The organism is Pseudomonas sp. HR96 (assembly GCF_034059295.1).
Lineage (GTDB): Bacteria > Pseudomonadota > Gammaproteobacteria > Pseudomonadales > Pseudomonadaceae > Aquipseudomonas.
Map to the genome: position 1 here is coordinate 3,031,876 of NZ_CP139141.1, position 18,919 is coordinate 3,050,794.

General features: G+C 65.1%; 18 protein-coding genes. 13 read left to right on the forward strand and 5 right to left on the reverse strand.

Translation table 11 applies throughout. The features are described from left to right. Nucleotides 1-5: 5 nt before the first annotated feature. Both SFA35_RS13570 and SFA35_RS13575 read left to right on the forward strand, forming a co-directional pair. Nucleotides 6-983, forward strand: coding sequence for a lysylphosphatidylglycerol synthase domain-containing protein (locus tag SFA35_RS13570; protein ID WP_320579020.1), 978 nt, complete (start codon nucleotides 6-8; stop codon nucleotides 981-983). Between the two features lie 134 nt (nucleotides 984-1,117). Further along, nucleotides 1,118-1,933, forward strand: coding sequence for a CSS-motif domain-containing protein (locus tag SFA35_RS13575; protein ID WP_320571063.1), 816 nt, complete (start codon nucleotides 1,118-1,120; stop codon nucleotides 1,931-1,933). A gap of 36 nt (nucleotides 1,934-1,969) precedes the next feature. Here the strand turns inward: SFA35_RS13575 and hppD are convergent, their stop codons facing one another. Further along, nucleotides 1,970-3,046, reverse strand: a complete 1,077-nt coding sequence (gene hppD, locus SFA35_RS13580) for a 4-hydroxyphenylpyruvate dioxygenase (RefSeq protein WP_320571064.1) — start codon at nucleotides 3,044-3,046, stop codon at nucleotides 1,970-1,972. A 252-nt stretch (nucleotides 3,047-3,298) separates the two neighbouring features. Continuing rightward, the gene (locus SFA35_RS13585; protein WP_320571065.1) at nucleotides 3,299-4,495 is read right to left on the reverse strand and encodes a sugar transporter; all 1,197 of its coding nucleotides are present in this window, start codon (nucleotides 4,493-4,495) and stop codon (nucleotides 3,299-3,301) included. A gap of 314 nt (nucleotides 4,496-4,809) precedes the next feature. On the opposite strand from SFA35_RS13585, the gene SFA35_RS13590 reads away from it, so the two are divergent. The 4 genes from SFA35_RS13590 to SFA35_RS13605 all read left to right on the forward strand — a co-directional run bounded on the left by SFA35_RS13590 (nucleotide 4,810) and on the right by SFA35_RS13605 (nucleotide 11,435). Further along, complete coding sequence (locus SFA35_RS13590; protein WP_320571066.1) at nucleotides 4,810-7,506, forward strand: hypothetical protein; 2,697 nt, start codon at nucleotides 4,810-4,812, stop codon at nucleotides 7,504-7,506. Nucleotides 7,507-7,544: 38 nt separating this feature from the next. Next, nucleotides 7,545-8,702 carry a DUF2817 domain-containing protein gene (locus SFA35_RS13595; protein ID WP_320571067.1) on the forward strand — a complete coding sequence of 386 codons (1,158 nt, stop codon included), beginning with the start codon at nucleotides 7,545-7,547 and terminating at the stop codon, nucleotides 8,700-8,702. A gap of 473 nt (nucleotides 8,703-9,175) precedes the next feature. Beyond that, a complete protein-coding gene (locus SFA35_RS13600; RefSeq protein ID WP_320571068.1) occupies nucleotides 9,176-10,525 on the forward strand; it encodes an MFS transporter in 1,350 nt (449 codons plus the stop codon). Continuing rightward, complete coding sequence (locus SFA35_RS13605; protein WP_320571069.1) at nucleotides 10,506-11,435, forward strand: 2-hydroxyacid dehydrogenase; 930 nt, start codon at nucleotides 10,506-10,508, stop codon at nucleotides 11,433-11,435. The genes SFA35_RS13600 and SFA35_RS13605 overlap by 20 nt, the downstream gene beginning before the upstream one ends. Before the next feature lie 9 nt (nucleotides 11,436-11,444). Here the strand turns inward: SFA35_RS13605 and SFA35_RS13610 are convergent, their stop codons facing one another. After that, entirely contained in the window at nucleotides 11,445-12,230 is a 786-nt protein-coding gene (locus SFA35_RS13610; protein WP_320571070.1) for a sulfite exporter TauE/SafE family protein, read from the reverse strand. A gap of 147 nt (nucleotides 12,231-12,377) precedes the next feature. Further along, nucleotides 12,378-12,791, reverse strand: a complete 414-nt coding sequence (locus tag SFA35_RS13615; protein ID WP_320571071.1) for a VOC family protein — start codon at nucleotides 12,789-12,791, stop codon at nucleotides 12,378-12,380. Between the two features lie 221 nt (nucleotides 12,792-13,012). On the opposite strand from SFA35_RS13615, the gene SFA35_RS13620 reads away from it, so the two are divergent. After that, on the forward strand, nucleotides 13,013-13,261 hold the full coding sequence (locus SFA35_RS13620; protein ID WP_320571072.1) for a DUF6555 family protein: 249 nt from the start codon (nucleotides 13,013-13,015) through the stop codon (nucleotides 13,259-13,261). Between the two features lie 88 nt (nucleotides 13,262-13,349). Here the strand turns inward: SFA35_RS13620 and SFA35_RS13625 are convergent, their stop codons facing one another. Next, a complete protein-coding gene (locus SFA35_RS13625) occupies nucleotides 13,350-14,816 on the reverse strand; it encodes an MFS transporter (RefSeq protein WP_320571073.1) in 1,467 nt (488 codons plus the stop codon). Nucleotides 14,817-14,950: 134 nt separating this feature from the next. Here SFA35_RS13625 and SFA35_RS13630 point away from each other — a divergent pair, with 134 nt between their 5' ends. The 6 genes from SFA35_RS13630 to SFA35_RS13655 all read left to right on the forward strand — a co-directional run bounded on the left by SFA35_RS13630 (nucleotide 14,951) and on the right by SFA35_RS13655 (nucleotide 18,902). Then, nucleotides 14,951-15,334 (forward strand): DoxX family protein, encoded by a 384-nt coding sequence (locus SFA35_RS13630; protein WP_320571074.1) that lies wholly within the window; start codon nucleotides 14,951-14,953, stop codon nucleotides 15,332-15,334. Nucleotides 15,335-15,370: 36 nt separating this feature from the next. Continuing rightward, complete coding sequence (locus tag SFA35_RS13635; RefSeq protein ID WP_320571075.1) at nucleotides 15,371-15,622, forward strand: hypothetical protein; 252 nt, start codon at nucleotides 15,371-15,373, stop codon at nucleotides 15,620-15,622. A gap of 268 nt (nucleotides 15,623-15,890) precedes the next feature. Beyond that, nucleotides 15,891-16,760, forward strand: a complete 870-nt coding sequence (gene ehuB, locus SFA35_RS13640; protein WP_320579022.1) for an ectoine/hydroxyectoine ABC transporter substrate-binding protein EhuB — start codon at nucleotides 15,891-15,893, stop codon at nucleotides 16,758-16,760. Between the two features lie 39 nt (nucleotides 16,761-16,799). Next, on the forward strand, nucleotides 16,800-17,477 hold the full coding sequence (gene ehuC / locus SFA35_RS13645) for an ectoine/hydroxyectoine ABC transporter permease subunit EhuC (RefSeq protein ID WP_320571076.1): 678 nt from the start codon (nucleotides 16,800-16,802) through the stop codon (nucleotides 17,475-17,477). A 2-nt stretch (nucleotides 17,478-17,479) separates the two neighbouring features. Continuing rightward, entirely contained in the window at nucleotides 17,480-18,133 is a 654-nt protein-coding gene (gene ehuD, locus SFA35_RS13650) for an ectoine/hydroxyectoine ABC transporter permease subunit EhuD (protein ID WP_320571077.1), read from the forward strand. Further along, the gene (locus tag SFA35_RS13655; protein WP_320571078.1) at nucleotides 18,123-18,902 is read left to right on the forward strand and encodes an amino acid ABC transporter ATP-binding protein; all 780 of its coding nucleotides are present in this window, start codon (nucleotides 18,123-18,125) and stop codon (nucleotides 18,900-18,902) included. Before ehuD ends, SFA35_RS13655 begins: the two co-directional genes overlap by 11 nt. Nucleotides 18,903-18,919: the final 17 nt, after the last annotated feature.

The window sequence follows — 18,919 nt, forward strand, 5'->3', positions numbered from 1 at the left end:
AGACCATGAATGACCGCGCTGCGCCCACGCCGGCCAAACGCACGAGTCGCTGGGTATGGGCCCGGCGCGCGATGAACCTGGTGTTCTTCATCATGGTGCCGGTGTTTCTGCTGATGCTGTTTCGCAACATGGACTGGCAGGAAGTCAGCCGCGGACTGCGCGCCTACGCCGTCAGCACGCTGGCGCTGGGAGCACTGATCGCGCTGGTCAGCTACCTGGTGTTCGCCAGCTACGACCTGATCTCGCGGCGTTACACCGGCCATCATCTGCCCACCCGGCAGGTGTTGCCGCTGGCGTTCGTATGCTACGCCTTCAACCTCAACCTGAGCTCCTGGGTCGGCGGCATTGCTCTGCGCTACCGGCTGTACGGCAAACTGGGCCTGGACGGCCCGACCATCACCAAGATCCTCAGCCTGGGCCTGATCACCAACTGGCTGGGCTACCTGTTGATCGGCGGGACGGTATTCGCCATGGGCCTGCCGACCCTGCCCGATAGCGTCAAACTGGGCGCCACGGGCCTGCGTCTGATCGGCGTGGCGATGATTGCTGTGGGCCTGCTCTACCTGCTGGCCTGCCGCTTCGCCAAGAAGCGCACCTGGCAGGTGCGCAGCAGCGAGATCCACCTGCCCTCGCTGCGCCTGGCGCTGTTGCAGGCGACTCTGGGCGCACTCAACTGGAGCCTGATGGCCGGGCTGATCTTCCTGCTGCTGCCCGCCAAGGTTGGCTTCCCGACCGTGCTGGCAATCCTGCTGATCAGCAGCATCGCCGGTGTGATCACCCATATTCCGGCGGGCCTGGGTGTGCTGGAAACCATCTTCGTCGCCCTGCTGCAAGGGCAGTACAGCAAAGGCACCCTGCTGGCCGCGCTCATCGGCTACCGGGCGCTGTACTTTCTGATGCCCCTGGCGATTGCCTGCGTGATCTATCTGGTGCTGGAGAAGCGCGCAGCGACGGTGGCAAAGGGCCGCGAGCAGGTCGGCTGAACGACCTGCACCTGGCTAGGTTTCCTACACGCCGGACCGCCATGTCCTACAAATCGTAACGCCTGATCGAGGTGTGAGCCGCTGTGGCGAGGGTTCAAGATGAACGACTTGCCCCGGATTCAAGGACGTATCCCATGCGTTTGACCAACCTCAACCTATTCCTGCCGCGCTGGACCCAGGCCCTTTTGCTGGGGGGCCTGCTCGGGGTCGCCACCCTGTATGCAGGCATGGCCCTGCACCATCATTTGATGCTCGCCAAGCTAGAGCAGTCAGTCGACGTAGCGCTCGACCGCACCTGGGCGGACATCGAGCAACTGCTCATGGAAGCCCGCGACACCCTGACGATGATCACGCCGCTGGCCGGGCTGCGCTGCGAGCCCCGGGTGCTGGACGCCATGCGCCGCGAGGTCGACCTGCGCCAGGGCATCCGCGCGGCGTTCATCATGCGTGATAACGGGCTTGGCTGCAGTACCTACGAAGGCGCATTCGAGGTCACGACACCTGCGTCAGGCGCTGAGCAGAGCGGACTGCGCGTCATGGCCAGCGATGCAACCGCCGCGCCCCCGACGCTGGTCCATACCCTGGTGAGCGAGCGCTACAGCATCAACAGCGTGGTCTCCACCGAGGCCCTCACCCGGGCACTGCGCCGATCCAGCGAGGGTGTGGAGATGGTGTTGCAGGCGGGCGATGCCTATCTGGATGAAACGGCGCGGGGCTGGGAGCGCCGACGAGCGCTTGACCTGGCCTTGCACCTTGACCGGCACTCACCCGATCAACCGCTGACATTGCATGGCGGCCTGCCCACCGCACACCTGATGCAGGTACAGCAACGCGAGCTGACCATGGTGCTGGGTCGGTTGATGTTCATCAGTGTGCTGGTGACGGGTCTGGTCTTCACGGCGCTCTACAACGGCGCCTGGCTGGGCGGCCGCCAACCTCAGGCAGGCTGAGCTGCCAGCCTGCGGTTGGCGGTCACCCAAGGCCGGTCACTCGGTGCTCAACACCCCGCGCTGCACCTGATCGCGCTCGATGGATTCGAACAATGCCTTGAAGTTGCCTTCGCCGAAGCCATCGTCGCCCTTGCGCTGGATGAACTCGAAAAACACCGGGCCCATCAGGGTCTGCGAAAAAATCTGCAGCAACAGCCGCGGGTCGCCGGTCGTGGTGGCGCCGTCGAGCAGGATCCCGCGCGCCTGTAGCTGATCCACTGGCTCGCCGTGCCCCGGAATGCGTCCTTCGAGCATCTCGTAATAAGTAGTGGGCGGCGCCGGCATGAAGCGCATGCCCAACGCCTTGAGCGCATCCCAGGTCTGGAGGAGGTCATCGGTGAGGAAGGCCACATGCTGGATGCCTTCACCGTTGAACTGCATGAGAAACTCCTCGATCTGCCCCGCGCCGCGGGACGACTCCTCATTGAGCGGGATGCGGATCATGCCGTCCGGCGCGGTCATCGCCTTGGACGTCAGGCTGGTGTACTCACCCTTGATGTCGAAATAGCGGATCTCGCGGAAATTGAACAACTTCTCGTAGAAGCCGGCCCAATAGGCCATGCGCCCGCGATAGACGTTATGGGTCAGGTGATCGATCAGCTTGAGCCCGGCCCCGGTGGGGTGGCGCTCGACGCCCTCCAGGTAATTGAAGTCGATGTCGTAGATCGAGTTCTGCTCGCCATAGCGGTCGATCAGATACAACGGCGCACCGCCGATACCCTTGATCGCCGGCAGCCGCAGCTCCATGGGCCCGGTGGCGATCTCCAGCGGCTGGGCGCCCAGCTCCAGGGCCCGGGCGTAGGCCTGCTGGGCGTTGCGCACGCGAAAGGCCATGCCGCACACCGACGGCCCGTGCTCGGCGGCGAACCAGGAGGCCAGGCTATGCGGTTCGTGATTGACGATCAGGTTGATGTCGCCCTGGCGGTAGAGATGCACGTCCTTGGAACGGTGCGTCGCCACCAGGGTGAACCCCATGATGCGCAGTACCGGCTCCAGGCTGCCCGGCACCGGCGAAGCGAGTTCAATGAATTCAAAACCCATGAGGCCCATGGGGTTGTCGAAGAGGTCGGCCATGACAAGGCTCCTGGTATCTCGAGTGATCAGTGCTTGAAAAGACTTCAGCTGATGGAGAACCGTGGAGCGGGAGGCGCGCAGGGAATGCCGCGCGTTGTGCGCGAGAGGAAGTCACCATGGAGCAGTGGGCAGCCGGACAGTTTCATGACGCGCATTCCCAGCGATGGGGCCGTGCGAAGCGCCGGCGCCCTTGTTGTTATGAACCTGCTCGCAGTCTACCGCCCGGCCGCGGTTTTGTCCCGTGGCGCCGTGTCAGGCGTCGACTCGCGTAGCGCTGCTCGGCCGGCTGTAGCGATAGGTGGCGGCGCAGCACAACAGCAGCCCCAGCACGGCCAGGCTGCCGCCGACATTGCCGACGTTGGCCACGCCCAGTTGCTGGCCCACCACGCTGCCGAGCAGGGCCCCGCCGCCAATGCCGATATTGTAGATACCCGAATGCAGTGACATGGCCACGTCGGTGGCGTCCGGCGCCAGGGCCAGCACCCGCGACTGCATGATCAGGCCGAAGCACATGATTGCCATGCCCCACACCACGCTCAGGCTGCCCAGCCAGGAGATCTGGTGCGACATCGGCAGCAGCAGGACCAGGCACATGGCCAAGGCGGTGATCGCAGTGATCATCAGCCCATTGGGGAAGCGGTTGTTGTACAGGCTGAAGACGATCGAACCGAGCACGCCGGCGCCGCCGAACAGCAACAGCAGCACGGTGGTCATCTTGCCGTCCAGATGGGCGACATGTTCGGCGAAGGGTTCGATGTAGCTGTAGGCGGTGAATTGCGCGGTGACCACCAGGGCGGTCAGGGCATATTGCGACATCAGCGCCGGGCGCTTGATCAGCATCGGCAGGCTGCGCAGCGAGCCCGAGTTCTGGCTCGGCAGCAGTGGCAAGGCGCGCGCCAGCACCAGCACGGTGACCATCGAGACCCCGGCAATGCCCAGGAAGGTCATGCGCCAGCCCAGGGCCTCGCCGATCACCCGGCCCAGCGGAATGCCGAGCACCATCGCCAGCGAGGTGCCGGTCGCCAGCAGGCCCAGCGCCTGCACCTGCTTGCCGGCTGGCGCCACGCGTACCGCCAGCGACGCGGTGATCGACCAGAACACCGCGTGGGCCACGGCGATGCCGATGCGGCTGACCAGCAATACGCCGAAGCTCGGCGCCATGCCCGACAGGATATGGCTGACGATGAACATGCCGAAGACGAACACCAGCAGCTTGCGCCGCTCGATGTTGCGCGTGAGCAGCATCATCGGCAGCGACAGCAGTGACACCACCCAGGCATACACGGTCAGCATCAACCCCACCTGCGCCGGCGACATCTGAAAGCTGCCGCCGATGGCGCTCAGCAAGCCGACCGGAACGAACTCGGTGGTGTTGAAGATGAAGGCAGCGAGGGCCAAGGCAATGACGCTCAGCCAGCTTCCGGGTGTCTCTGGGTGGGTGATGTTCATTTAGGGCTGTCGGGCGCTCGGGCAAGGGATGAAAGTGTTCTGAAACCGATACCAGTGCGACTCCGCACGCAGAGAAGCCCCGCCCGGGCAAGCCCGGACGGAGCGTTCAATGAGAGGAATTATTGTCGGTATGGAGGTACGGTCAGATGCTCGCGATTCTACCGAGCCTCAATCCACTGCACAACCGGGCCTGGGCTGCGGCATGGCGCCGCATCAGGCCGCAGGGCATCAGGATGGTGCAGCGGTTATTTGTACGCCTGCCATTGGCGGACATGCTTTAAAATCACCGGTGCCACCCACTCGAGGATGTTTGCATGGACAGCTCCCGCACCGATCAAATCGCGCCGCCCCAGCCCCGCGAAGACGGCCCCGCTGCGGCGTACGCCGCTGAACAGGCACGTGTCGCCTGGCGCCGCCAGGTCCTCGAACTGGGCGACGGCGACCGCGCCGGCTACCGGCCCTGGGCGCTGGCGCTGTCCGGCGGTGGCATTCGCAGCGCGACCTTCGGCCTGGGCGTATTGCAGGCGCTGGCGCGAGCCCCGCAAGCCCCGCAAGCCCCGCAAGCCCCGCAAGCCCCGCAAGCCCCGGCGCCGGGAACGGCAACACCTGCAGCCGACGACCCGGGCGCCCTGCTGCGCCAGTTCGACTATCTGTCAACGGTCAGCGGCGGCGGCTACATCGGCAGCTTCTTCGCCAGCCTGTTTCTCCCCGGACGCCTGCGACCCTCGAAGCTGCCCGCCGGCGAATCGGCCGCAGCCAAGGCGCGCGAGGCGGCAGACAACGCCTACGAGGTGCTGCGCTACGAGCCGCCAGGACGCATCAGCACCGGCATCGACTACCGCACACGCCCCATCGGCATGGCGCCCAGCGCCTGGCTTAGGGAAAACGGCCGGTACCTGACCCCGACAGGTTCCGGCGATCTGTTCTACGTACTGGCCATGAGCTGGCGCAACTGGCTGACGTTGCATTTCGTCATCGGCATGCCGGTGCTGGCCGTGCTGACCCTGCTGCTGGCTGGCAACCTCGGCCTGGGCCTGAGCCTGTACAACCTGCCCGCCATGGCCCTGCTCGGCTACGCCCTGCCCTGCGGCCTGGCCTATTGGCTGATTCTCGGCCCGCGCAGCCTCGACGACCGGCCCAACATTGGCAACTTCGCGTTTCTCGCCAACTTGGTCGCCGGCCTGACGTTGCTGGCGGCCAGCGCCATGGCCAGCCGGTTGCAGCAACCGCCGCTGGCCCTGCTCGCCTCGGCTTGCGCCCTGGTGGTGTTCGCCGCCATGCTTGCGGTGTGCCTGACCGTGCGCGGCATGGCCGCAAGCGAAGATGGCTCGAACAACTCAGTGCGCAACTACCGCGTACTGATCACCCGGCATCTGAGCCAGGCGACCATCCTGGTCGCCAGCCTGCTGTTCCTGGCGCTGGTGGTGGAGCTGTCGCAGGGCCTGTACCAAAGGCTGCACGGCTATCTGGCCGGCAGCACCATCAGCACCTTGGCTGCGGTGATCTGGCTGGTGCGCAAGCTGGCCCTGCTCAAGGACGAACAAAGCCTGCCGTCCTGGGCCCGCAAGTTGCCATTGGACATCCTCGCGCTGATCGCCGGCGTCTGCCTGGGCCTGGCGGTGTGCCTGGCCTGGGCCTTGCTGGCCTGGTGGGTGGCGGCTGATGGAGCGCGCGTGGCGCTGGCCCCTGAAGCCCTCTGGCGCCTGCTCCCGCTTGGCCTCACGGCGCTGGTCGCGACCCTGGTAACCGGGCGTTTTCGCGGCTTTCTCAACAGCTCGTCGCTGCAAAGCTTCTATGCCGCGCGCCTGGTCCGCGCCTACCTGGGCGCTTCCGACGGCCAGCGCTTTGCCGGGGACAGCCACCAGCGCCGCCGGTCGATGAGTGTCGCCGAGCCGCTGGCCGGCGATGACCTGACCCTGGGCGACTACTACGGCACGCGCACGGCCGGCCCCGTCCACCTGATCAATGTCACCATGAACCTCACGGTCGACCCCGCCGAGCAGTTGGTGCAGCGCGACCGCAAGGGCAAGCCGCTGTGCGTGGCCCCCAACTGGTATCCCGAGGGCGATCAAGTCGACAGCCTCCTGCATCCGCAGGTGTACATCCTCGATGGCGTACCCTACGAGCGCGGCGACGACCGCGGTCAGCCTTCGGAAATCAATCATCCACTGTCGCTGGGCCAATGGATCGGCATCTCCGGGGCCGCCTTCAGCACTGGCCTGGGCCGTGCCACGAGCCTGGGCACATCGCTGCTGCTGGGGCTGGCCAACATCCGCCTGGGCTACTGGTGGCCGAGCAATTTCAAGGAGCCGGGCGGCAGCGACTGGCGCCCGCGCGAACCGGCCATCGCACGCTGGCTGCCGACCCAGACCTACCTGTTCTACGAGCTGACCGCCCACTTTCATGGCCACCGGCGCAACTACCAATATCTCTCAGATGGAGGCCACTTCGAGAACACCGGCGCCTACGAGCTGCTGCGTCCGGGTCGCCACATGGAACTGATCGTGCTCGCCGATTGCGGGTGCGACCCAACCTATCGCTTCGACGACCTGGCCAACCTCAGCCGCCTGGCGCGCATCGACCACGCCCTGGACATCTGCGAGGACCGTGGCGTGCTGGCCGACCCGGTGCTGGGCGAAGTGTTCGCCAGCCTCGACCAGTTCAGCCAGCCCGTCTCCCCGACCGCGCGCCAATGCGCGGTGCTGCTCAATGTGTTTTCCCATCAAGGCACGGCCGCCGAACAGGCGCTGCCGGTGTGCCGCATCCTGCTGCTCAAGCCGCGCCTGATCGCCGGGGTAGCGCCCGACGTGCTCAATTATGCCCGGCAGAACCCGGCTTTTCCGAACCAGAGCACGGTCGATCAATTCTTCGACGAAGCCCAGTTCGAAAGCTATCGGCAGCTAGGCTTGAACATCGGCCAGGTGCTGTTTGGCGGTGGCGCCGACAGCGTGGAATCGGTAAGCGCGGCGCTGTGGCGCTATCTGGAGCGCACACCCCTGCGTGCGGTATGACATCATGGCCTGTCAGGTCTTGAGCGAGGTTGCCGCGAATGTCGTCCCTTTACCCCCAGACGCCCTGCGGGCAGGAACCGTTCAGCCTGCCCTCCGGGCAGGAACCATTCAGCCTGCCCTCCGGGCAGGAACAGCGTGAACGCTTCCTGCACGCAGCCGCAGCCGCTGGCGCCACGCTTGGCGAATATCGCCATCCGTTGAGCGGGCCGTTTGGCGAGGCGTTGTACACCGATGTGGCGCTGCTCGGCGACCCCGGCGCCAGCCGCGTGCTGGTGGCGCTGAGCGGCACCCACGGCATCGAGGGCTACTACGGTTCCGATTGCCAGACTGCCTGGCTCGAGCAACTGGCTGGGCGCGACCTGCCGGCCGACACTGCCGTGCTGATGATTCACCTGATCAACCCTTGGGGTACGGCCTGGCGCCGGCGGGTCAATGAAGACAATCTCGACCTGAACCGCAACTACCTGGACTTCAGCCAAGCCCTGCCGGCCAACCCGGCCTACGCCGAGCTGCACCCCATCTACGCCTGCACGCAACTGCGCGGGCCGCAACGCGACCAGGCCGACGCCCTACTGGCGGCGCGGATCGCCGACCACGGCTGGCAAGGGGTGATGTCCATTGTCGAAGCCGGCCAGTACAGCCACGCCGATGGCCTGTTCTACGGCGGCGCGGCGCCCAGTTGGTCTAACCGGACGTTGCGCAGCATCGTCCAGACCTACCTGGCCCACGCCCGGGTCATCCTCGGTTTCGACCTGCACACCGGCGCCGGCGAATACGGCCACCCCATGCTGCTGACCATCGCCCAGGCTGCCTACCCGGCGCTGGCCGATGCCCAAGCCATCTACGGTCCCTGGCTGTACACCCTGTTGACCGGTGCCGGCCAGCGCAGCGACACCGGCGTGGCCGCCACCGCCACCGGCTACACCTCCCAGGCCCTGCTCGAGGCCCTGCCCGACTCGCGCCTGATGCAGCTGGTGATCGAGTGCGGCACCTACCCCGGGCCGCAGGTGCATCAGGTGCTGCGCGACGACCACTGGCTGCACCTGCACGGCGACCCGCTGGACCGCACCGGCGCACAGATCAAGCAGGCGCTGCTGGAGCAATTCTACCCGGCCGACCCCGACTGGCGGGAAACCGCCTGGCTGCGCACGCGGCAGATCTGGGAGCGCGGGCTGCGGCAGCTGGCGGTGTTGTAGGTTGGGAAATGTACCTGGGGGGGGCGGTAATATGGCCACCACGCGCCCGCCACGAGGTTCAATATGGCCACCACCGGCCGCCCGCGCGGCCTATCGCCAGCTTCGCCGGCTCCTACATCTGTTTCGAGTTATATGCATCCAGTGGCATCTCCTATGACCGCCTTTGATGTTCGACGATAGACCGCCAAGCACCAAGGCGGTCATAGGTGGTCTGTCTGGAACGGCACATTCGAAACAAACGTGGGAGCGCGCGAAGCCCGCGATAGGCCGCGCGGGCGGCCGCTGGTGGCCGTGATTGAATCTCAAGCCGACCGCTTGTGGCCATCAAGCCTGCGACGCCGACGCGCGGATTGAAATCCCACTATATGGTCACCAAAATCACATATTGAAATATAACAACATCTCCACTAAGGTTAACCCCGCACACACCGCACCAACCATCTCGCCATAAACACATAAAAAGAGAGGTTCACATGCCCCACGCCAGCCTGGACGCGGGCCTGCACGCCAGCACCCTGAAACGGCTCAACCTCAAGTTGATCCCGTTCCTGATGCTGCTGTACATGGTCGCCTACATCGACAAGTCGAATATTTCCGTGGCCGCGCTGCAGATGAATGCCGAACTGGGGCTCACTGCGCGCATGTACGGCATCGGCGTCGGCCTGTTCTTCCTCACCTACATCCTCCTGGAGGTGCCCAGCAGCCTGATCCTGACCCGGGTCGGCGCACGGCGCTGGATCGCACGCATCATGATCACCTGGGGCATCGTTGCCGCCGGCATGAGTTTGGTGCAAAGCGCCAATCAGCTGTACGGCATGCGCCTGTTGCTCGGCGCCGCCGAGGCCGGGTTCACGCCGGGCATCATCTATTACCTGTCGCAGTGGTTCCCGCGCAGCGACCGGGCCAAGGCCATGTCGTTCTTCTACATCGGTGCGGCGCTGGCGTCGGTGATCGGCCTGCCGCTGTCGGGGGCCTTCCTGCACCTGGACGGCTATTTCGGCGTCAGCGGCTGGCGCTGGCTGTTCCTGCTCGAAGGTATTCCCGCTGTAGTGCTGGGCGTGGTGGTGCTGCGTTACCTGCCCGAATCGCCGGAGACCACGCACTGGTTGCAACCCGAGCAACGGGCCTGGCTGAGCCGCACCATCGCTGCCGAGCAGGCGGCCAGCCCGATTGCCGGGCACGCCGGCTGGCAGACCGCGTTTCGCAGCCGCCAGGTCTGGCTGTTGGCGCTGTTCTGGCTGCTGCAGGCGTTCGGCACCATCGGCATCACCCTGTTTTTGCCGTTGATCGTCAAATCCGTTTCCGGCCAGGCGTCGTTCACGGTCAGCGTGCTGTCGGCGCTGCCGTTCCTGTTCGCCTGCATCTTCATGTACTGCAACGGCCGGCACTCCGATCACAAGCGCGAACGCGGGGTGCACATGGGCGCGCCCTTGCTGCTGGCCGGCATCCTCCTGGCCTTGGCCGTGGCCAGCAGCAATGCCTGGCTGGCCTACGCGCTGCTGGTGACGGCCGTCGGCCTGAACTGGGCGGCGACGCCGGTGTTCTGGGCCACCACCACCGAATATCTGTCGGGCGCCGCAGCCGCCGCCTCGATCGCCCTGATCAATTCCATCGCCAATATCGCCGGGCTCGGCCTGCCGCCGGTGATGGGCTGGATCAAGGATGCCACCAACAGCTACGACTATGCCTTGCTGCTGGTCGCCGCGGCCCTGCTGGTTGGCGGCGTGCTGGGCATTTATATCGCCCGCGCGCCACGGCCGGCGCCCGCCACTGCCACTTCCACTGCCACCGTACGAGGTCTCGATGAAGTCCAGGCTCCTTAAGATTGCCCGCTTGCCGGCCATGCTCGACGAGCAACTGCACGCTCGGTATGAGGTCGTCGAAGCCGGCGAAGACGGCAGTGGCCTGAGCGCCGCCACCGATGACATCCGCGCCATGGTCGCCAACGGCGAGTCCAGGGTCAGCCGCGAGTTGATCGGGCGCTTGCCGGCCCTGCAGCTGATCGTGGTGTTCGGCGTCGGTTACGACGGGGTCGACGTGCAGGCCGCGCGCGAGCGCGGCATCCAGGTCACGCACACCCCTGACGTGCTCACCGATGACGTTGCCGACCTGGCCATCACCCTGCTGCTGGGCATCGCGCGCAACACCCGCCAAGCCGACCAGTTCGCCCGCTCCGGGGCCTGGGCCAATGGGCCCTTCCCGTTCAGCCGCAAGGTCAGCGGCGCGCGCCTTGGCATCATCGGCCTGGGCCGGATTGGCGCCGCCATCGCCCGCCGCGCGGCCGGCTTCGAGATGTCCGTGGCCTATACCGGGCGGCGTCCACAGGCGGTCGACTATCGCTACTACCCCTCGGCGCTGGAGCTGGCCGCAGCGGTGGACTTTCTGGTGGTGGCCGTGGGCGGCGGTGCCAGCACCTTTCATCTGGTCGATGCACAGGTACTCGAGGCGCTGGGCCCCGAAGGTTATCTGATCAATGTCGGGCGCGGCAGCGTGGTGGACGAAGCGGCCCTGGCCGACGCGCTGGCCCACCGGCGCCTGGCCGGCGCCGCGCTGGACGTGTTCGAGAACGAGCCGCACCCCCACCCCGGGCTGCTGGCATTGGACAACGTGCTGCTGGCCCCGCACATGGCCAGCGCCACCTGGAGCACGCGGCGGGCCATGTCCGACCTGGTGCTGGCCAATCTGCAGGCCTGGGCCGATGGCAAGCCGCTGCCGACCCCGGTCCCTGAGTGAGCAACAGGCTCAGAACACCAGCTTGAACCCGATCAGCAACAGCATGCCTGCCAGGCACGGGCGCAGCACGCTGTCAGGCACTCGCCCGGTCAGCTGGCTGCCGATGTAGATGCCCGGCAGCGAGCCCATCAACAGCAGGCCCAGCACCGACCAGTCCATGTTGCCCATGCCCGCGTGCCCCAGCCCGGCGACCAGGGTCAGGGGCACGGCGTGGGCGATCTCGGTACCGACCAGGCGCCGGGTCGGCAGGAACGGATAAAGGATGAACAACGCCACGGTACCCAGCGCACCGGCGCCGATGGACGTCAAGGCGACCATCACCCCGAGCACCAGCCCGGTGACCACCGTCAAGGCGTTGAGCCGGGCGCCGCTGGGTTGATAGGTGCCGCCCGCGCGGCGGTTGGCGAAGGCCAGCAGTTGGCGCTTGAAGAACACCGCCATCGCCGTCAGCAGCAGAACGATGCCCAGGGCCTGCTTGATCACCGCGTTCATCGCCTGGGGCGCGGTGTGCAGGCTGCTCAGGTACCAGAGGGTCAAGGCCACCGCTGGCACGCTGCCCAGGGTCAGCCAGCCGGTCACACCCCAGTCGATATTGCGGTTGCGGCTGTGCACCCAGACACCGCCCGACTTGGTCACCGCCGCGTACAGCAGGTCGGTGCCCACCGCCGTGGCCGGATTGATGCCGAACCACAACAGGATCGGCGTCATCAACGAGCCGCCACCCACACCGGTCATGCCGACGATGAAACCCACGACCAGACCTGCGACTACGCAACCTATACTGCCAAATTCCATGATGCCGCCCACTGCCAGCGCTGATAAAAAAATGCGCGGCAGCATATCGAGTTTTCGCGATGCGGCTATATATCGTTATGGTCTATGGTTATAACTGATGAGCCTGCTATAGCTGATGCGGCCACTCGGTCCTACGGGTTTGCTGCCCTAAGCCGCTCCTTGCGATATCACCGGCGCATCATGGCAGACCACACACAGCTTGTTGCCGGACGGGTCGCGGAAATAGGCGCCGTAGTAATGGGCGTGGTATTGCGGTCGCAGCCCAGGTGGGCCTTCGTCGCTGCCGCCCAGGGCGAGGGCCACGGCGTAGGCCTTGTCGACCACCTGACGATTGTTGGCCAGCAAGGCCAGCATCGCGCCGTTGCCGACGGAAGCGGGTTGCCCGTCGAAGGGCGCACAGATGACAAACAGCGGGCGCGCCACGTCCGGATCCTTCCAGCCGGCCCAAGGACGAGTCAGGTCAGTGAAGCAATTGTCCAGCCCGAGGATGCGCATCAAGCCGCGATAGAACACCAACGCCTGGGCGAAATCATTAACGCCGATGCAGGTATGCGAAATCATGACCGCTCCAATCCTGGGGACTTGCCCAACACTAGCAAGAAACCCGGCGAAACGGCATGGGGGAAATGGCTATTTGATAGCACATTTCGTCGGATAGTTCGCGATAACCCTTGGGGTTTCAGTCGTTTAAGTACTAAAAACTACAGTTCGTCACGCGCGTGGAATTTCTGACGCGCAGAGTAATCAGCTTATTACGTATGATTACTACGGCGGATGGAAAAATGCCTTCAACTCAACTCTATGTGATTGATTACAGCCTGCATGGGCAACCCAAAAGCTTCGTCATCCGTGCCGACCGCATGGACAACGCCGAGGCATGGCACTGGGCAAGTTGCGACGCCGGCGTCGGCCGGATCGGGCGCAACACGAGGGAAAAAATAAAGAAGACGTCACGGCCCTGGGCGGAGCGCTTCGGCATCACCGAAGTCAGCTGGCGCGCGGCCGCGACGGTGCCTCTCGAGCACAGTTGAAAGCTCCACCTGCAGGCATCTGTTGCAACCATGGCCGGGCCTCCTCAAGAGGCCCGGCTTTTTCCTGCCGGGGTGGCGAGCGCTCCCCTTAGCTCGCCTGGGACAGTGGTCTGGCCACCGTCTCCAGCGACTTGCCCTCTGCTGCCACCCCCCACACGCCCTGCACAACAGCCGCCAGCACCATCAGCCCAGCGCCGATCAGGTAGCCGATGAACACATTGCTGCGGTCGTGGCTCTCGATCAAGGCGCCGAACAGGCTCGGCCCGACAATGCCACCCAAGCCGGTCCCAAACGCATAGAACACCGCGATGGCCAGGGCGCGGATCTCCAAGGGGAAGGTCTCTGCCACCGTCAAATACGCGGAGCTGGCCGCCGCCGAGGCGAAGAAGAAAATCACCATCCAGGCGAGGGTCTGCTGGGTGGCATCGAGCAGCTGTTGCTGGAACAGATAGCCGCTGACGGCCAGCAGCACCCCCGAGATGGCATAGGTCGAGCTGATCATCACCCGCCTGCCCACCACGTCGAACAGGCGCCCAAGCAGCAATGGCCCGCAGAAGTTGCCCAGCGCGAACGGCAGCACGTACCAGCCGATATGATCGGCGGGCACGCCATAGAAGTCGGTGAGCACCAAGGCGTAGGTAAAGAAGATCGCGTTGTAGAAAAACGCCTGGGCGGTCAACAGGGTCAGGCCCACCAGGGCCCGCTGGCGGTGCAGCACGAACAATGTCTTGAACACCTCGCCCAGCGGCGTGTGGTCGCGCGCGTGCAGGCGCAGCGGTTTCTCGGTCACCGGCGGCAGCTGCGCCTGGTGCTCGAGAAAACGCTGTTCGATACCTTCGACGATGCGCGCGGCCTCTTCCGGCTGATTATGGATCATCAGCCAGCGCGGGCTCTCCGGCACCCACAGGCGCAGGATCATGATCAATAGCCCCAGGACCGCGCCGATGCCGAAGCACAGCCTCCAGCCCAGGTCGCCGCCGACCCACTGCGGGTCGAGCAGCACGATCGAACCGCCAGCACCCAGCGCTGCGCCTATCCAGAAGGTGCCATTGATGGTCAGGTCGACCCAGCCGCGAAAGCGCGCCGGGGTAAATTCCTGGATGGTCGAATTGATCGCCGTGTACTCGCCGCCGATGCCGGCGCCGGTAAGAAAGCGGAACAGCAGAAAGCTCCAGAGATTCCAGGAGAAGGCCGTCAGCGCGGTCGCCCCCACATAGACGAACAAGGTGATGAAAAACAGCTTGCGCCGCCCCAGTCGGTCGGTCAGCCAGCCGAAGAACAGCGCGCCCAGCACCGCACCGCAGATGTAGGCGCCGCCGGCCAGGCCGATGTCACTGTTGTTCAAGTGCAGGGCCGGGCTGGCCTTCAGGGCGCCGGAGACCGACCCGGCCAGGGTCACTTCCAGGCCATCGAGCAGCCAGGTGATGCCCAGGGCAAACACCAGCAGGGTATGAAAGCGCCCCCAGGGCAGGCGGTCGAGCCGCGCCGGCAGGTCGGTTTCGTAGATGCGCTCGTCCGAGTCCGCTTTAGTCGTGTCAAGCGCCGCAGTCGCCATGTCGATTCCTTGTTATTGTGCAGAGATCAGGGAGTCGATCGCCTGCAAGGCCCTGTCTGGCGTGAGAGTGACCCCTGGGCAATGGAGTTCAAACCCTGGCTGCCCTTAACCGTTTCACCCGCACGCGCAACGTTTTGCGCCTGGCCCTGGCGGCGATCTACTTGACTGCGGGCTTCTTCCATCTGTACGCCACCGCAGGCTTCGTCGCCATTGTCCCGGGCTGGGTGCCCTGGCCACACAGCGTGGTGATCGTCACCGGCATCTGCGAAGGGTTCGGCGCCCTGGGTCTGTTGCTGCCGCGTTGGCGGCGGCTGGCCGCCCTGCTGCTGGCGCTGTACGCGGTGTGCGTGTTCCCGGCCAACCTCAAGCACGCCTTCGAGCACGTGGCGCTCAACGGCCATGTGCTGGGCTGGGGCTACCACCTGCCGCGCCTGCTGCTGCAACCGGTGCTGGTGTGGTGGCCGCTGTTCTGCACTGGGGGGATCGACTGGCCGGCTCGTCGCGATGTGCCTGGCTGAGGTATCCTGCCGGTTTGACCACTGCTCTGGAGCACCATGAAAGACCAACTGCGCGCCGAACCCGATCGCGATCTGGACCTCGATCACCTGGACCTGCACGACGACCGTGGCCTGCGCCCGGGCCTGCGGCACAAACCGCGCAGCGCCAACTGGCTGGCCTGGCAGATTGCCCTGGGCATCGTCGTCGGCGGCAGTGCGCTGTGGGTGCTGGGCGCTTTGGTGTCGCTGGTGACCGCCAAGCTGATGCTGGGTGACCTGCAGATCAGCGTCCCGGGGCTGACCCACTGACAGCGCGAATGGCGAGGGCATCACTTCGGTGGCCGGGTTGGATCCTCCTCCGGGGTCGCGGCCAATGGCCGAGCAAGGCTGGCGTACGGTGTTGCTGCGCTCGCCAGCTTTGCCGGCTCCTACGCGACCTGAAGGCGTCGTATTGATATAACGTTATTCCAGCAAGATATTTATAGTTTCATTTTTATACCGATAGACTCTTTCACGATAAGGCGCAGCTTTTTCAGGCTGCTTTAGCTTGATCCCCATCCCGGTAGCGAAAATGAACCTGACCCGCAAATCCCCGCTTGCCGCGCTGCTTGCCGGCGCTGTGTTGTTTGGCACGCTGTCGAGCGTATCGGCGATGGCTGCCGGGTTGCTGGAAAAGGGCCGCAGCAGCGGCCTGACCGCCGGCATCGCCAACGAGCAGCCCTATGCCTACGTCGGCACCGACGGCAAGATCACCGGTGCCAATTACGAAGTGCTGATGGCCGTCCTTGCACCGTTGGGCATCACCAAGGTCGAGACGCCGATCAGCGACTTCGGTTCGCTGGTGCCAGGCCTGGCAGCCAAGCGTTTCGATCTGATCGGCGCGGGGCTGTTCATCACCCCGGCGCGCTGCAAGGTGATCGCCTACTCCAACCCGGTGACCCGCTCCGGCGGCGCTTTCGTGGTCAAGGCTGGCAACCCGCTCAAGCTGCACAGCCTCAAGGACGTCGCGGCCAACGGCAAGGCCCGCCTGGCCACCCAACCGGGTTCCAATCAGGTCCAGGAAGCCAAGGCCAGTGGCATCAGCGACGGCAATGTGTCGCTGTTCGACAAGGACACCGAAGCGCTCGCGGCCCTGCAGGCCGGGCGCGTCGACGTGGTGTACTTCCCCGACGCCGAGGTCATCGGCCTCTTGAAGAAAGCCAATGACCCGGCGCTTGAGCGCGCCCTGCCGTTCGAGCAGATTCCCGATGCCAATGGCCAGCCCAGCTGGAACTACCACGCCTACGGCCTGCCGAAGAACGATCCGGCCTTCATCCAGGCCTTCAACGAGCAACTGGCCAAGCTGCGCGCCTCCGGCCAGTTGCTGCAGATCCTGCAGAAATACGGCTACACCGAGAACGAACTGCCGGCCACCGACGTGACGGCCGAACAACGCTGCAGCCTCTAAGCACGCAAAAGCGACCTCAAACCCACACGAGTACAGGTCATGTTTGCTCAAGGCTTCACCGCTGACACCGCGCTGTTCATCGCCCGACAACTGGGACAAGGCGCCTGGGTCACCTTGCAGATCACCGCCATGGCGCAAGTCCTGGTGTTGCTGCTGGGTTTTGCCATTGCCCTGATGCGCCTGTCGCCCTGGCGACTGCTGCGCTGGGTGGCGACCCTGTACGTTGAAGTGCTGCGCGGTATCTCGGCGCTGGTGCTGCTGTTCTATCTGTTCTTCATCCTGCCGCTGTTCGGCGTCACCCTGGCGCCGATGACCACCGGGGTGATCGGCCTCGGGCTGACCTTTTCCGCCTACGCCTCGGAGATCGTGCGCTCGGCGCTGGTCAACGTCAGCGCCGGCCAGCGCGACGCCATCCGCGCGCTGGACCTGCCAGGCGGCGTGGCCCTGCGGCGGATCATCCTGCCCCAGGCCTTGCCATTCATGATTCCGCCGTTGGGCAATCAGCTGGTCGAGCTGCTCAAGACCACCTCGCTGGTGTCGCTGATCACTCTCACCGACCTGACCTTTGCCGGCAACCAGTTGATCACGACCCTGGGCCAGCAATCGCTGATCTGGAGCATTGTGCTGCTGTGCTACTTCGCCATGGCCTGGCCGTTGAGCCGGCTGGTGCGCTGGTACGAACAGCGCAGCACTGCGTGGCGCAGGACGGGGGGCTGAGCATGGACTTCGACTTTCAACTGGCCTGGTCGATCCTGCCGGACCTGCTCAAGGGCCTGGCGGTCACGGTGCGCGTGGTGGTGCTCGGTTTCGTTCTGGCGACCCTGCTCGGCGTGCTCGTCGCCCTGCTGCAACGCAGCCACCTGGGCTGGGTGCGGCGCAGCTGCGCGGCCTACCTGAGCTTTCTGCGCAACACCCCGCTGATGGTGCAGCTGTACGTGCTGTTCTTCGCCCTGCCCCAGGCCGGCCTGACGCTGCCGGCCATTTCCACCGGGGTGATCGGCCTGGGCCTGTACTACAGCGCCTACATCGCCGAAGCCTGGCGCGGCGCCATCGACGGCGTGCCCCGTGGCCAATGGGAAGCGGCTCGCGCGCTGGACCTGGACCGTTCCACCACCTGGCGCCGAATCGTCCTGCCGCAAGCGCTCAAGCCCATGCTGCCGGTGCTGGGCAACTACCTGATCGGCATGTTCAAGGAGACCCCGCTGCTGGCGGTGATCACCATTCCCGAACTGTTCCAGGCGGCCAAGCAGGTCGCCGGCCTGACCTATCACTACAACGAGCCCTACACCCTGATGGCGCTGCTGTTTCTGCTGATCAGCGTGCCCACTTCGTTGCTGTTCAAATACCTGGAAAACCGCCGCCATGCCGCCTGACCATTCAAGCCCCGCGCAGATTGTCCTCGACCAGGTGGTCAAGCGCTTTGGTGCCACCACCGTCATCGACCACATGGACCTGCGCATCGCCCAAGGGCAGAAAGTCGCGCTGATCGGCCCCAGCGGCTCGGGCAAGTCCACGGTATTGCGCCTGATCAAGGGCCTGGAAACCTATCAGCACGGCAGTATCGAAGTGGCCGGCGCGCCAGTGCCGCCCCCCTCCCGAGGTTGGCACTGGCCGCTGGCCAAGCAGCCAGCGCACGTACACCGGGTGGGGATGGTGTTCCAGCAGTTCAACCTGTTCCCGCACCTCAGCGTGGTGGAAAACGTCATGGAAGCACCCATCCAGGTGCTGCGCCTGAGCCGTGATGAAGCCCGCAGCCGCGCGTTGGACTACCTCGGCCAGGTCGGCCTGGCGCACAAGGCCCAGGCCTACCCGGCAAACCTGTCCGGCGGCCAGCAGCAACGGGTGGCGATCGCCCGGGCCCTGGCCATGCGCCCGCAGGTCATGCTGTTCGACGAGGTGACCTCGGCGCTGGACCCGGAGCTGGTCGGCGAGGTGCTGGAGGTCATTCGCAACATCGCCCATGCCCAGCAGATGACGATGCTGCTGGTGACCCACGAGATGAATTTCGCCCGGGATATCGCTGACCGAGTGCTGTTCCTCGAAGGTGGGCGAATCGTCGCGGACGGGACTCCCGATGAGATTCTGGTGAATCCTACAGAGGAACGTACGTTACGCTTTTTGAACAGGGTTAATTCAAGGTAATCAATTAGTTACCCCAC